The organism is Mycoplana azooxidifex, from assembly GCF_014196765.1.
In the GTDB taxonomy this organism is placed as follows: domain Bacteria; phylum Pseudomonadota; class Alphaproteobacteria; order Rhizobiales; family Rhizobiaceae; genus Mycoplana; species Mycoplana azooxidifex.
Genome location: NZ_JACIEE010000006.1, coordinates 377,929 through 391,598, shown reverse-complemented (window position 1 = coordinate 391,598; position 13,670 = coordinate 377,929). Strand labels below are relative to the sequence as shown.

Sequence of the window (13,670 nt, the reverse complement as noted above, 5' to 3'; positions counted from 1 at the left end):
AAGCCCATCCAGCGAGGAGCGCATGGAAAGCCGCCTCACATGCCGCACTGCCGCAGCACCGGCCCGCCGGTGTCGCGCGGGTGCGTCATCTGCCGGCAAAGCTTTCGAAGTGGGCACGGATCCGCCGTTCGGCATCGCGCCAGTCGTGCGCAGGGATGATGTGTTCGCCGGGATCCGGCGCCATGGCAAGAAACACCTGGTTGGCCATCAGCCGCAGCAGAAGGGCATCCGGCACGTGTTCGCGCACCGAATGGTGATTGGAGTGGATGTCGTCGACGAAGGCGAGCGGGAGCGGGCGCCCTCCGTGCAGCGCCCGGACCACCGGGCCTTTCGCCGTCTCCGTGGCCACCATCGGAAAGTCCAGCCCGAAACGGTGGAGCAGCCGGCGGCGCACCTCGGCGTGACGTGGCGGCATCGCCGTCAGGAACACGATGTCGGCGTCCTTTCCGAGCGCGGCCAGCGTTTCCACCGCGAGTTCGGCCGGCTTCTGCCATTCGTCCTGCGTGGCGAAGAAATCCTCCTGCAGGGCCTTTATGGCCGCGTCCAGCACGGCTTCGCCCGTTTGGCTGTCGACGATGTTGCCGTGCAGGCGGAAGGAGCGCGGCAGGAGTTCGTGGCCGCGCGAGCGCAGGAAGGCGTCGAGCGGCGAGAGATATTCCAGCACCACCTCGTCGACGTCGCAGACCAGGAGCGGCCGGTCGGCCAGCCGGATGTGGTCGAGCGGGACCGTGCCGGGCGGCACGATGCCGGGTGGCACGATGTTGGACTGGGCGGTCATGACCAGTCGCCCGCAGCACCCGCGCCCGACAGCAGCGCATGCGCCCGCACCCACCCGTTCGGGCGTCGCCCCGGTCGCCTCGCAGAAGGCCATCAGCGTCGGCTCGTGGCCCATGAGGAAATCAAGCAGGCCGGAAAGGAAGCCGCGATCGCCGGCCGCCGCGCGCAGCCCGGCCGGGTCCATGCCGGTGAGCGACAGAAAACGGGACAGGAGCTCCGGTTCGCCGGCGAGCCAGGCAAGCACGGCGATCGCCGTCGATTCGGCGTCCTGGGCCGATGTATCTTTTTGGCTTTGCATGGCAATTTCCCGGAAAAGTTACCTTTTAGTCAACCAAATGCCGCTACTGTCGCGAGGATCGCGCTGGGTGAAGTCGGTATTACGGCAACTTATATATCTCCAGAGGTGTTGCAAGGCTGGAGCGAGGGGCAGGGACACGTGATGCCGAAGCAAGTGATGATAGTCGAGGACAACGAGCTTAACATGAAGCTCTTCCGTGACCTCATCGAGGCCTCGGGCTACACCACCATCCAGACCCGCAACGGCATGGAGGCGCTGGACCTCGCGCGCCGCTATCGCCCCGACCTGATCCTGATGGACATCCAGCTTCCGGAAGTCTCCGGGCTGGAGGTGACGAAGTGGCTGAAGGAAGACGACGAACTGCACGTCATCCCCGTCATTGCCGTCACCGCCTTTGCCATGAAGGGCGACGAGGAGCGCATCCGCCAGGGCGGCTGCGAGGCCTACGTGTCAAAGCCGATATCGGTTCCGAAGTTCATCGAGACCATCAAGACCTACCTGGGTGACGCATGAGGCTGGATTCCGATAGATGACCGCGCGCATCCTCGTCGTTGACGATATCCCCGCAAACGTGAAGCTCCTGGAAGCCCGGCTTCTGGCGGAGTACTTCGACGTTCTGACGGCGGACAACGGCTACGATGCGCTGGCGATCTGCGAGCGGACGCAGGTGGACCTCATCCTCCTCGACGTCATGATGCCGGGGATCGACGGCTTCGAGGTCTGCGAGCGGCTGAAGGAAAGCCCGCGCACGGCCCATATTCCGGTCGTCATGGTGACGGCGCTGGACCAGCCGTCCGACCGGGTGCGGGGCCTGAAGGCCGGTGCCGACGATTTTCTCACCAAGCCCGTCAACGACCTGCAACTGATGTCGCGCGTCAAGAGCCTCGTCCGGCTGAAAACGCTGACCGACGAGTTGCGCGTGCGCGCTGCCACGGCAGAGGCGATCGGGGTGGAGACGGGGCTTGGTGCCGCGATCGGCGACGAGCCCGGCTCTGTCCTGCTCGTCGATGGCCGGGCCAGTTCGCAGGAGCGCATCGTCCGTGCGTTGAAGCCGATCGCCGACGTCACCTGCATGTCGGATCCGCAGGCGGCGCTGTTCGATGCCGCCGAGCATCCCTTCGAACTCGTCATCGTCAATGCCAATTTCAGCGACTACGATCCGCTTCGGCTTTGCTCGCAGCTCCGATCGCTGGAGCGGACGCGGTTCCTTCCCATCCTGCTGATTGCCGAGCAGGGTGACGACGACATGATCGTGCGCGCCCTCGATCTCGGCGTCACCGACTATCTCATGCGGCCCGTCGACGCCAACGAATTGCTGGCGCGGAGCCTCACGCAGATCCGGCGCAAGCGCTACAACGACCGCCTGCGCGCCAGCGTGAAGCAGACGATCGAGCTCGCCGTGACCGACGGACTGACGGGCCTCCATAACCGGCGCTATCTCGACAGCCACCTGAAGCTGCTGATCGATCGTTCCGTGGCGCGGGGGCGGCAGATGTCGATCTGCATGACCGACATCGACCGCTTCAAGCTGATCAACGACACCTACGGCCACGACGTCGGCGATGCGGTCCTGCGCGAGTTCGCCAATCGGCTGCGCACCGCGGTGCGGGGCGCCGATCTCGCCTGCCGTTATGGCGGGGAGGAATTCGTGCTGCTGATGCCCGATACGTCGGCGGAAACCGCTGCCGCGGTCGCCGAGCGGCTGCGCATGACGATCGAGGAGCAGCCTTTCCGCATTTCGGGCGGGGGAGCGCCGCTCACGGTCACCGCCTCGATCGGCATCGCTTCGTTGCTGCCGCAGGGGGATTCGCCCGATACGCTCCTGAAGCGGGCAGACAATGCCCTCTATGAAGCCAAGCGCGCCGGCCGCAACCGCGTCGTCGCCGCCGCGGCCTGAAGCGCACCGCGATCAGGTTCGGTCTACCGAATCGTGGCGACAGCGACACAGTCTCCCCGCCAAATTCACTTATCCACAGATTTTCAGCCCCTCATTTGGGTGAAAAATGACACAGCGTCAATTTTCGGGGCGCGCCGCGATGCACAAGTCTTGCCGGCTCGGCGGCTCCAGCGCGCCGCAAAAATAGTGTCCAAAGGGCTACTTTTGGCAATTTATATTATTGTTTGGGTTTGCTAATGTATTCAAGGTCTTCTGGTGACGAGGTAATTGGGGCTTACCTAACGTCAAGTCATCCTTGCCGGAAGACATGCATCTGCGGGTTGTTGAGTGGGGCACACGGAACTGTTGCTGTAAATTGCGTTTTCTTCGCCTGAATCCCCTTGGTGCAGGTGAACGGCTTAACCATCGCGGCTGACACTGTGGCAGCAGCGCGCAAGATTTTATTGATTTTTTTCCAGTTCCGCGCGATCTTTATGGAAAGGCGGGCGAAAAGTCCGCCGCCAGTTACCCCATGATGCTAGGTCCGCCGCATCTCCTGGGTCGTGGGGTTGGCCGGCTGGTGACGACATAAACGGAATCCTCGTGCCGTTGTCTTCCCCAGCCGGCCCCCGATCAACGCCGCTTCCGCAAGGAGGCGGCGTTTCGCTTTTCAGGATTCGTGTGGCTCAAGCAGACGGGGAGGGTTCTTCCGCCAGGTGCTGCGCGCCGTCTTGCATGAGCTTGGCGCAAAGAAAAAGGCGCGCCGCCGGAACGATGCGCCTTTCGGATAGCCGAAGCGACAAGGATTACTTGATCTTCGTTTCCTTGAACTCGACGTGCTTGCGCGCGATCGGGTCGTACTTCGTCTTGGTCATCTTTTCCGTCATCGTGCGGCTGTTCTTCGTCGTGACGTAGAAGGAGCCGGTGTCGGCCGTCGACAGCAGCTTGATCTTGATGGTGGTAGCCTTGGCCATGGTCGTCCTGCCTTTACAAAAACGAAGCCGTGGACGACCTGTCCGGTTCCACGGCATTGGAACTTCAAATGTGGCGCGAAACTACGAATCGCGCCTGAAAAGTCAAGCCCGTTTTGGCCGAAACACCATGCGGGCGAGGGAAAGCGCGACATAAAGGCCGAAGAAGAAGGCAATCGACCAGGCAAACCCGTCGTCGCCGGCGACATCGATGGCGACGCCCACGACCTGCGGCCCCGCGACGGTGCCCACCGCATAGCAGAAGATGAAGGCGGCATTGGCGGCTGCGAGGTCGGCCCCGGTCAGCCGCGATCCGAGGTGGCTCAGGCCGACGGTGTAGAGGCCGGAGACGCAGCCGCCCCAGAAGAGCAGCACCACCGCCATCAGCAGCCAGTTCTGCGACAGGAGCGGCAGGGAGGCGGCGCCGACCATGCCGACCAGCGCCATGATGGAAAGCAGCTTCCGCCTGTCCTTCATATGGTCGGACAACAGGCCCAGCGGGATCTGGAACAGGAAATTGCCCACGCCCATCACGGTCAGCAGGAGAGCAGCCTGCGATTCGGTGAAGCCGGCGCGGGTGGCATAGACCGGAAACAGCGACAGGCCGCCAACCTGGACCGCGCCGAAGACGAAGACGGCAGCCGTCGCCGTCGGCACGAGCAGGATGTAGCGCATGAAATGCATTTCCGGCTTCTCGTCGATGTCCGGGCTCTCCTTGCGGGCGATCAGGATCGGCACCGCCGCAAGCAGGATGACGAAGGCGCCGACCGCGAAGGGAAGGGGACCGTCGCTGCCGAGCAGCGAGAAAAGCAGGGGGCCGTTGGCGAAGCCGAGCGCCAGTACGGTCGCATAGATGCCGAGCACGAGCCCCCGCCGTCGCGGCGGGGCGGCGGCGTTGATCCAGAACTCCGAGAGGATGAAGACCATCGTGGTCGCCCCGTGGAAGACGATGCGCAGGGGAAACCAGAGCCAGAAATTCTGGATGTAGTAGAAGCCGAGCGAACTGGCGGCGGAAAGGACGATGGCGGCCACCATCACGGACGAGGTGCTGTATCTGTGCGCCAGCCGCGCCGTGAACGGGGCGCAGAGCATGGAGGCGACGCCGGCCATGGCGGAGTTGAGGCCGATCAGCGTCGGCGGGATGCCGCGCTTTTCCATGATGATGCTCAGCAGCGGCAGGCCGAGGCCGATCGCGATGCCGACGGCGGCGATGGCGGCCATGGCGGCTATCAGCGAGCGCCAGTGGATGCTGTCCGGCGTGGAAGAGCTCCCGGACTTGGGATCTGACATGCGTGAATCCATCGCTCTAGAGTGTGTCCCTGACAAATTGTCCACGACGGTGCAGGAAGAAGGCCGCCTGCCCGCCGAACGGGAGCGACGGATCGGTCTGGAGGGCAATCTTCAATTCCTCGAGGATGAAGACCGTGATGGCGGGCATATCGACTTTCAATGTCTGGAAGATGTCAATCCATTGCAGGTCCGAAAGCTCGTGGCTCTCGCGGGCGGTCAAGGGGTCGACCCCGACATCGTCGGTAAATAGGGCGAAAAAGCGGGTGTCGTAGCGACGCGGCGGACCGGGCGGGGTGACCGCGCGCGCGACGAAGCGCAGTTGCGACAGGTCCGGCCGAAAGGGGGTGCCGCCCATCCCGGGCGCGCCGGGTGCCTCGACCGCTGCACCGACCGCCAGGCCAGCCTCCTCGTAGAGCTCGCGCAGGGCGGCGACGCCGAGCCCGCGCAGCGTCGCAGCCCCGGTCCGCACCGGCGTGCGCAGCATGAGGCGCTCGGCAGCCGCCGGATTGAGCGGGGCCTGCACCGGAACGCGGGAATCGGACGGATCGCGCCGGCCGCCGGGGAAGACGTAGACGTCGGGCATGAAGACGTGTCGGTTGCTGCGCCGGCCCACGAGCACGCGGAAGCGGTCGTCCGACCGGTCGATGAGGAGCACCGATGCCGCATCCACCGGGCGCAGCGGTCGCTGCCCGCTCATGCGTCGGCGTCGCGCGGCGGCAGGTCGTCTTCCGGCGCGTCCTCCTGGCCGCCGAAACCGTGCATGCGCAGCGCCCATTGCAGGCCGATGACGCCGCCCTTGACCGGCTGCATCAGCGCCAGCGCGCCGAACAGCGTCACCGGGACCCAGATGGCCAGGTGCATCCAGGTGCTGAACGGCAGGAAGAGGTCGGTCATCATGTAGCCGCCGAGCACAAGATGGCCCACGATCGTGATGACCAGGTAGGGGGGAAGGTCGTCGGCGCGGTGATGATGCATCTCCTCGCCGCAGACCGAACAGGCATCGACCGGCTTGAGGAAGGACTTGAACAGCCGGCCTTCGCCGCAGCGCGGGCAGCGGCAGAGAAGACCGCGCCGGATGGAACGGCCGGTCGGCCGGTCCCCCGGATGCATCGTGGCCGGATCTGTCCGCTTCTGTTCGAATGTCGCCTGCATCGTCACAATCCTTGCATCGCTGCGAACCGCCGCACACCTTTGCGCGGCATGCTCTAGCGCCTGCCGCGCGGAGGCCGCGTTCCCGGCTGCCGCCGCGACCCGGCGCGGTCGCGCCGGTTGGCCTTGTGGAAGGAGCGCACGCCCGTCGGCATCTGGCGGCCCTCGCTCAGCATCTCGAAGCGCAGCGCGCCTGCCAGCGGCACGGCTTCGGCCAGCCTGACCTGCACCTCGTCGCCCAGCCGGTAGCCGAGCCCGGTCTTCTCGCCCGAAAGGGCCTGGTGCGCCTCGTCGTAGATATAGTAGTCGCGCCCGAGCGTGGATATGGGAACGAAGCCGTCGGCACCATAGGCGGGCAGCACGATGAAGAGCCCGGCCCTGGTGACGCCGGAGACGCGCCCGAGGAATTCCTCGCCGATGCGGCCGGCGAGATGATGGGCGATCAGCCGGTCCACCGTGTCGCGCTCGGCCGCCATGGCACGCCGCTCGAAGGTGGAGATCTCGGCGGCGATGTCATCCAGTGCGGCTTCCTCCTCCATCGTGATGCCGCCTTCGCCGAGCTTCAGCGAGGCCACCAGCGCGCGATGCACGATCAGGTCGGCATAGCGGCGGATCGGCGAGGTGAAGTGGGCGTATTTCATCAGGTTCAGGCCGAAATGGCCGATGTTCTCCGGGCTGTAGATCGCCTGGCTCTGCGAGCGCAGCACCATCTCGCTGACCATCTGCTGGAACGGCTTGTCCTCGGCCTTCTTCAGGATTCCGTTGAAATTGTTGGCGCGCATGTTGCCGCCCTTTGCGAGCGAGATATCGAGCGTCGCCAGGAATTCGCGCAGGATCTCCTGCTTGGAAAGCGAGGGGGCGTCGTGCACGCGGTAGATCAGCGACTGCTGCCGCTTCTCCAGCGTCTCGGCGGCGGCGACGTTCGCCTGGATCATCATCTCCTCGATGAGCTTGTGTGCATCGAGCCGCGGCGGGACGACGACCCGGTCCACCGTGCCGTCCTCCTTCAGCAGGATCTTCCGCTCGGGCATGTCGAGCTCGAGCGGCTGGCGCCGGTCGCGGCCGACCGTCAGCACGCGATAGGCATGCCACAAAGGCTTCAGGATCGTCTCGAGGATCGGTCCCGTCTGGTCGTCCGGCGCGCCGTCGATGGCCGCCTGCGCCTGCTGGTAGGAAAGCTTGGCCGCACTCTTCATCATGATGCGGTGGAAGGTGTGGCTCGCCTTGCGGCCCTCCTTCGAGAACACCATGCGCACGGCGAGCGCCGGGCGGTCGACGCCTTCCTTCAGCGAGCAGAGATCGTTGGAGATCCGCTCGGGCAGCATCGGCACGACGCGGTCGGGGAAATAGACCGAGTTGCCGCGCTTCAGCGCCTCCCGGTCCAGCGCGGTGCCGGAGCGGACATAGTAGCTGACGTCGGCGATCGCGACGGTGACGATCACGCCGCCCGGGTTTTCGGGCGCGTCGTCGGCCTGCGCATAGACCGCGTCGTCGTGGTCCTTGGCGTCGGCGGGGTCGATGGTGATCAGCGGCAGGTCGCGCCAGTCCTCGCGATGCGCCATGGTGGCGGGACCGGCGTCGGCGGCTTCCTTCAGCACGCTGTCGGGGAAGACGTGGGGAATGCCGTGCGCGTAGATCGCGATCATCGAGATCGCCTTTTCGGACGCGACCGAGCCGATCACCGCCTTCACCTGCGCGCGCGGCAGGCCGTAGCGGCCGATCTTGGCGACGTCGATCTCGACCAGGTCGCCGTCCTTGGCGTTCGCGGTGAAGTCGCTGTCGACGGCAAGCTCCTCGCCGCGCTTGTCGATCGGCATGATCCGACCGCCGCCGTCCGGCATGGCACGGAACACGCCCATGCCGGCATTCTTGCGCTTGTCGAGAATCTTGATGACGCGGGCCGTATAGGCCGGGCCGCCGCGGTCCTTGGCCGGGAAGATCTTCGCCAGCACCCGGTCGCCGAGGCCCGCGACCGGCACCTTGCCGGCCGATTTGCCGACGCTCGGCTGGCGGATCGTCACGGCCGGTGCGACGCCGAGATCGTCGAGCCATTCGGCGGGCCGGCCTATGAGATCGCCCGTGACGTCGCGGGTGGTGATGTCGAGAACGGTGACCGGGGGCAGGGCACCCGGGCGGACGAGCGACTTGCGTCGCTTTTCCAGCAGGCCCTCTTCCTCGAAGCTCTTCAGGATCTGCTTGAGCTCGACCCGCTTTTCACCCTTGAGCCCGAATTCCTTGGAGATCTCGCGCTTGGACGCCTTGTCCGGGTGGTCGGCGATGAAGCGCAGCAGCACCTCGCGCGGCGGGATCTCGCCGTGGATCAGCGGGATATCGGCGCCCGGCGGCAGGTCGCGCCCCGCGCGGCCGGGACGCTTGCTCTGCTTCATCCGGTCGCGCGGGTCATGCGTCATTCGCTTGCCTTCTTCGTCTTCGAGGCCGTCTTCGCCTTGCTGCCGGCGGCCTTCTTCGTAGTCTTGGCCTTCGTCGTCTTCTCGCCGTCGGCCTTGGCCGCAGCGGTCTTCGTCTTGGTAGCCTTTGCCTTGGCCTTCGTGCCGCCGCCCTTGCCGGCCTTCTCGGCGATCAGGACCAGCGCTTCTTCCAGCGTCACGGCTTGCGCATCCTTGCCCTTGGGCAGCGTCGCATTGACCTTGCCCCAGTTGACGTAGGCGCCGTAGCGGCCGTCGCGCACGGTGATCGGCCCGCCGTCGGGATGGTCTCCGAGCGCCTTCAGCGCCGCCGGCGTGCCGCCGCGCGCCCGGCCGCCGCCCTTGCTCTGCTTGTCGGCAAGCACCGAGACTGCGCGGTTGAGACCGATCGAGAACACGTCCTCGATGCTTTCCACGTTGGCATAGGTGCCGTCATGCAGCACGAACGGCCCGTAGCGTCCGAGTCCGGACGAGATCATCTTGCCCGTCTCGGGATGGGCGCCGATGTCGCGCGGCAGCGACAGCAGCGCCAACGCCTTCTCGTGGTCGATGCTGTCGGGCGCCCAGCCCTTGGGAAGGCTCGAGCGCTTGGCTTCCTTGCCGTCGCCGCGCTGGACGTAGGGGCCGAAGCGGCCGGAGCGCAGCGTGATCTCCTCGCCGGTGTGCGGGTCCTTGCCGAGCGCCTGCGGCTCGCTGGAGGCCTGGCCCTCGCCGTTGGCCGCCTCCGCGCCGAAGGGGCGGGTGTAGCGGCATTCCGGATAGTTCGAGCAGCCGACGAAGGCGCCGCTGCCGCGGCCGAGCTTCAGCGATAGCTTGCCGGTGCCGCAGGAGGGGCAGGCGCGCGGATCGCCGCCGTCCTCGCGCTTGGGGAAGGCGAGGGGTGCCAGGATCTCGTTCAGCGCATCCAGCACATTGGTGACGCGCAGTTCCTTGGTGTCGTCGATCTGGGCGATGAAGTCCTTCCAGAAGTCGCGCAGCACGTCCTTCCAGTTGAGTTCGCCGGCCGAGATCTGGTCGAGCTTCTCTTCGAGCGACGCCGTGAAGTCGTATTCGACGTAGCGCGTGAAGAAGCTTTCGAGGAAGGCGGTGACGAGCCGGCCCTTGGCCTCGGGGATCAGCTTGCGCTTGTCGATCGTGACATATTCGCGGTCACTCAGCGTCTTCAGCGTCGCCGAATAGGTGGAGGGCCGGCCGATGCCGAGCTCTTCCATTTTCTTGATCAGGGTGGCTTCCGAATACCGCGGCGGCGGCTCGGTGAAGTGCTGGGTCGCGTTGATCTTCTGCTTGGCGAGGTTCTCGCGCGCATTGATCTCCGGCAGGCGGCCGTCATCGTCGCCGTCGTCAGACTGCTCGCCGTCCTCCTTCTGGTCCGTGTAGGCGGCGATGAAACCGTCGAAGCGGACAACCGAGCCGGTGGCGCGCAGGCCGGCATGCTTGCCGCCATTGTCCGCGTCGATCTCGACGGTGGTGCGCTCGATCTCGGCCGATGCCATCTGGCTGGCGATCGCACGCTTCCAGATCAGGTCGTAGAGGCGGGCCTGGTCGGGGTCCAGCATCCGGCGGACGTGGTCGGGCACGCGATTGAAGTCGGTCGGGCGGACCGCCTCGTGCGCTTCCTGGGCGTTCTTGGCCTTGGTGGAGTAGAAGCGGGCCTTCTCCGGCACGTAGCGGTCGCCGAACTGGCTGCCGATGGCGCGACGCGCCGCATCGATTGCCTCGGGTGCCATCTGCACGCCATCGGTACGCATGTAGGTGATCAGGCCGACGGTCTCGCCGCCGATGTCGACGCCCTCGTAGAGCCGCTGCGCCACCTGCATGGTGCGCGAGGACGAGAACCCGAGTTTGGAGGACGCCGCCTGCTGCAGCGTCGAGGTGGTGAAGGGCGGGGCCGGATTGCGCTTGGTCGGCTTGGCTTCGACGCTCTCGACGCGATAGGCCGCGCCCTCGAGCAGGTCCTTCAGCCGGCTGGCGTCCTGGCCGTTGCCGACAGCGCGGGGCTGCAGACGCTTGCCGTCGGCCGAGACAAGCTTGGCCTCGAACTCGTCACCGCGCGGCGTCTTCAGCAGCGCCGAGATGTTCCAGTATTCCTCGGAAACGAAGCGCTCGATCTCCGCCTCCCGATCGCAAACGAGCCTGAGCGTCACCGACTGCACGCGGCCGGCAGACCGCGCGCCAGGCAGCTTGCGCCACAGCACCGGCGACAGGTTGAAGCCGACGAGATAGTCCAGCGCGCGGCGGGCGAGATAGGCGTCCACCAGTGACATGTCGATATCGCGTGGCGCTTTCATCGCGTCCAGCACCGCCGTCTTGGTGATGGCGTTGAAGACGACGCGCTGGACCGGCTTGTCGCCGATTACCTTCTTCTTCCGCAGAAGGTCGAGTACGTGCCAGGAGATCGCTTCGCCCTCGCGATCCGGGTCGGTCGCAAGGATCAGGCCGTCGGAGGATTTCACTGCGTCGGCGATATCCTTCATCCGCTTGGCCGCCGAGCTGTCGACCTCCCAGGACATCTCGAAGTCCTCATCGGGACGCACGGATCCGTCCTTGGCCGGCAGGTCGCGAACGTGGCCGACGGAAGCGAGCACTTTGTAACCTGAGCCCAGATACTTGTTGATTGTCTTGGCCTTGGCAGGCGATTCCACCACTACAACATTCATCGTCGTTCTCTGCGCCGGGGGCCGTTCCCGGCGGGATGGCCTTCTGATCTGCGATGCGCGCCGGCGTTGTTGGTCCTCGAAATGAACAGGGAAAACGTCCCGGTCAAGGGGACAGGCCAAAATAACTGGCGTTCGGGCTATACAACCTAAGAGGGTTTTAGAGTGTATTGCAATTTAAAATAAAGGTTGTATCGTCTTCAGGGAGTGAAGGCTGCGGCGATGACGTGTGGCTGCGCAGCGGTATTCGGACAGGATGTGGAAATGAATACCAAACCGATCATTGCGGCGCCTCCCACCGGACGGACGCAGGAAAACGTGGCCTACATTCGCCAGATGCTCGGCGAGCTTCGCGCCGTTGCCAACATGGAGGGTGCGGAGATGCTGCGCTACCTGATCGAGATGGCCTATGTCGAGGCGGGGGACATCCAGGCGGGCTTGCGGCCGCTCTCAATCGGCGGCAATCGAGACAAGGCCGCCGGGGTGACGGTGAAGTCGGCCGGCAAGGTCCAGTTCTAGGAGCACGAGGTAGACGCTCGCCGCCGGCAGTTCCGTGTGGCGGATGATCTCGTCGATCTCGACCGGGGTGGGGCCGAGCGCAGAGGCGATCCGGCCGCGGTCGTCGTCGTCCGGCGGCAGGGTCACCTCCCGCGGCGGCTCGTCGGCTCCGACCGGACCTGCAAACAGGTCCGGCTCGCGCAGCGGCGCCAGCGCTTCCAGGATATCGGCCGCCCCCGTCGTCACGATCGTCCTTCAGGAGGCCGTTCGTCCCGTGGGCGCGCGGATCCAGCGGCGAGCCGGGCACGGAAAAGACGAGGCGGCCGAAATCGGCGGCATTGCGCGCCGTGATCAGGGAGCCGGAGCGGTTGGCGGCCTCGACGACCACGAGCCCGAGGCCGATGCCGGCGATCAGCCGGTTGCGGCGCGGAAAATCGCGCGCCCTGGGCTCCCAGCCGAACGGCATCTCGCTGATGGCGAGGCCGTTGCCGGAGGTGATCTCCTCCATCAGGCCGATATTTTCGGGTGGATAGGGCTGGTCAAGACCGCCCGCCATCGCCGCGATCGTTCCCGTGGCAAGGCTCGCGCGATGGGCGGCCGTATCGATCCCGCGGGCAAGCCCGGAGACGACGGCATAACCGGCAGCGCCCAGGTCCCTCGCCAGCATGCCGGCGAACTTCGCGCCGGCGATCGATGCGTTGCGGGAGCCGACGATGCCGACGGCGAGGTCCCCGGCGATCCTCCGGTTGCCCTTCATCGCAAGCAGCGGCGGGGCAGCGTCGATCTTGCGCAGGAGTGCTGGGTAGTCCGGCTCGCCGATACCGACGAAGGCTGCGCCGTGCCGCTCCGCTATGTCGAGTTCGCGCTCGGCCTCGGCGCGGCTCGCGATCCGGATCGCCCGGACGGCGCCGCCGCGGCGGGAAAGCTCCGGCAGCATCTCCAGCGCCGCCTCGGCCGTGCCGCAATGGTTGATCAGGTCGCGGAAGGTGACGGGGCCGACATTGTCGCTGCGGATCAGCCGCAGCCAGGCGATCCTCTGTCTGTCCGAAAGCGCAATTCCCTGCCTGCCTGCGCCCTCTGACATTCGCCCCTCTTATCCTAGCCCTTGCTGCCGATCCTGCTCTCGGTGCCGTTGATCAGGCGCACGATGTTGGCGCGGTGCTTCCACCACGAGATCGCGCTCATGACGGCCAACAGCAGTGCAACCTTCTCGTTCCCCGAAAACCACAATACAACCGGAATCGTTGCCATTGCAACCATGGCGGAAAGGGAGGAGTAGCGGCTGATGAAGGCGACCGCGAGCCAGATCGCGGCGAACACGGCCAGCATGATCGGTACGAGCCCGAGGAGCACGCCGAGATAGGTCGCGACCCCCTTGCCGCCCTTGAAGCCGAGCCAGACGGGAAAGAGGTGGCCTAGGAAGGCGGCAAGGCCGGCGGCGATGCTGGCATCCAGCCCCCATCGCGACGCGATCGCAGCCGCAGCCGTGCCCTTCATGGCATCCAGGAGCAGGGTCGCCGCGGCAAGCTTCTTGTTGCCGGTGCGCAGCACGTTGGTGGCGCCGATGTTGCCGGAGCCGATCTGCCGCACGTCGCCGAGCCCGGCCATCCGCGTCAGGATCAGGCCGAAGGGAATGGAGCCCAGCAGGTAGCCGAAGGCGAGGCTCAGAAGCGTCGGCAGCGGTGCGAGCTGCCAGGTCAGGATGTCAGACACTCTAGTGTTTCCCCCGAG

Annotated in this window: 11 protein-coding genes and 1 pseudogene; 3 read left to right on the top strand and 9 right to left on the bottom strand. The window is 65.8% G+C overall.

Features of this window, described 5'->3' with window-relative positions:
* Positions 1–85: 85 nt before the first annotated feature.
* A complete protein-coding gene (locus tag GGQ64_RS16370; protein WP_343059497.1) occupies positions 86–1,075 on the bottom strand; it encodes a DUF3572 domain-containing protein in 990 nt (329 codons plus the stop codon).
* A gap of 141 nt (positions 1,076–1,216) precedes the next feature.
* On the opposite strand from GGQ64_RS16370, the gene GGQ64_RS16360 reads away from it, so the two are divergent.
* Both GGQ64_RS16360 and GGQ64_RS16355 read left to right on the top strand, forming a co-directional pair.
* Positions 1,217–1,588, top strand: coding sequence for a response regulator (locus tag GGQ64_RS16360; protein ID WP_108001214.1), 372 nt, complete (start codon positions 1,217–1,219; stop codon positions 1,586–1,588).
* Between the two features lie 16 nt (positions 1,589–1,604).
* Complete coding sequence (locus GGQ64_RS16355) at positions 1,605–2,972, top strand: PleD family two-component system response regulator (protein WP_183806228.1); 1,368 nt, start codon at positions 1,605–1,607, stop codon at positions 2,970–2,972.
* A 785-nt stretch (positions 2,973–3,757) separates the two neighbouring features.
* Here GGQ64_RS16355 and rpmG read toward each other — a convergent pair.
* The 6 genes from rpmG to topA all read right to left on the bottom strand — a co-directional run bounded on the left by rpmG (position 3,758) and on the right by topA (position 11,444).
* Positions 3,758–3,925 (bottom strand): 50S ribosomal protein L33, encoded by a 168-nt coding sequence (gene rpmG, locus GGQ64_RS16350; RefSeq protein ID WP_183806226.1) that lies wholly within the window; start codon positions 3,923–3,925, stop codon positions 3,758–3,760.
* A gap of 102 nt (positions 3,926–4,027) precedes the next feature.
* On the bottom strand, positions 4,028–5,212 hold the full coding sequence (locus tag GGQ64_RS16345; RefSeq protein ID WP_183806224.1) for an MFS transporter: 1,185 nt from the start codon (positions 5,210–5,212) through the stop codon (positions 4,028–4,030).
* Positions 5,213–5,228: 16 nt separating this feature from the next.
* A complete protein-coding gene (locus tag GGQ64_RS16340; protein ID WP_183806222.1) occupies positions 5,229–5,909 on the bottom strand; it encodes an NUDIX hydrolase in 681 nt (226 codons plus the stop codon).
* Entirely contained in the window at positions 5,906–6,364 is a 459-nt protein-coding gene (locus GGQ64_RS16335; protein ID WP_183806220.1) for a DUF983 domain-containing protein, read from the bottom strand. The genes GGQ64_RS16340 and GGQ64_RS16335 overlap by 4 nt, the downstream gene beginning before the upstream one ends.
* Positions 6,365–6,417: 53 nt before the next feature.
* Positions 6,418–8,772: a ribonuclease R gene (rnr, locus tag GGQ64_RS16330; RefSeq protein ID WP_183806218.1), complete on the bottom strand. Its 2,355-nt coding sequence runs from the start codon at positions 8,770–8,772 to the stop codon at positions 6,418–6,420.
* On the bottom strand, positions 8,769–11,444 hold the full coding sequence (topA, locus tag GGQ64_RS16325; RefSeq protein WP_183806216.1) for a type I DNA topoisomerase: 2,676 nt from the start codon (positions 11,442–11,444) through the stop codon (positions 8,769–8,771). Before topA ends, rnr begins: the two co-directional genes overlap by 4 nt.
* Before the next feature lie 261 nt (positions 11,445–11,705).
* On the opposite strand from topA, the gene GGQ64_RS16320 reads away from it, so the two are divergent.
* Complete coding sequence (locus GGQ64_RS16320) at positions 11,706–11,960, top strand: hypothetical protein (RefSeq protein WP_183806214.1); 255 nt, start codon at positions 11,706–11,708, stop codon at positions 11,958–11,960.
* Here the strand turns inward: GGQ64_RS16320 and GGQ64_RS16315 are convergent.
* Both GGQ64_RS16315 and plsY read right to left on the bottom strand, forming a co-directional pair.
* Positions 11,892–13,023, bottom strand: a pseudogene (locus GGQ64_RS16315) (DNA-processing protein DprA). The gene GGQ64_RS16320 and the pseudogene GGQ64_RS16315 overlap by 69 nt on opposite strands.
* A 14-nt stretch (positions 13,024–13,037) precedes the next feature.
* Entirely contained in the window at positions 13,038–13,652 is a 615-nt protein-coding gene (plsY, locus tag GGQ64_RS16310; protein WP_183806212.1) for a glycerol-3-phosphate 1-O-acyltransferase PlsY, read from the bottom strand.
* Positions 13,653–13,670 lie beyond the last annotated feature (18 nt).

Excerpts from the sequence above, each read along its gene's own strand:
- topA (WP_183806216.1), bottom strand. The coding sequence starts at position 11,444 with ATGAATGTTGTAGTGGTGGAATCGCCTGCCAAGGCCAAGACAATCAAC.
- GGQ64_RS16345 (WP_183806224.1), bottom strand. The coding sequence starts at position 5,212 with ATGTCAGATCCCAAGTCCGGGAGCTCTTCCACGCCGGACAGCATCCAC.
- GGQ64_RS16355 (WP_183806228.1), top strand. The coding sequence starts at position 1,605 with ATGACCGCGCGCATCCTCGTCGTTGACGATATCCCCGCAAACGTGAAG.
- GGQ64_RS16335 (WP_183806220.1), bottom strand. The coding sequence starts at position 6,364 with ATGCAGGCGACATTCGAACAGAAGCGGACAGATCCGGCCACGATGCAT.
- GGQ64_RS16360 (WP_108001214.1), top strand. The coding sequence starts at position 1,217 with ATGCCGAAGCAAGTGATGATAGTCGAGGACAACGAGCTTAACATGAAG.
- GGQ64_RS16320 (WP_183806214.1), top strand. The coding sequence starts at position 11,706 with ATGAATACCAAACCGATCATTGCGGCGCCTCCCACCGGACGGACGCAG.
- rpmG (WP_183806226.1), bottom strand. The coding sequence starts at position 3,925 with ATGGCCAAGGCTACCACCATCAAGATCAAGCTGCTGTCGACGGCCGAC.
- rnr (WP_183806218.1), bottom strand. The coding sequence starts at position 8,772 with ATGACGCATGACCCGCGCGACCGGATGAAGCAGAGCAAGCGTCCCGGC.
- GGQ64_RS16370 (WP_343059497.1), bottom strand. The coding sequence starts at position 1,075 with ATGCAAAGCCAAAAAGATACATCGGCCCAGGACGCCGAATCGACGGCG.
- GGQ64_RS16340 (WP_183806222.1), bottom strand. The coding sequence starts at position 5,909 with ATGAGCGGGCAGCGACCGCTGCGCCCGGTGGATGCGGCATCGGTGCTC.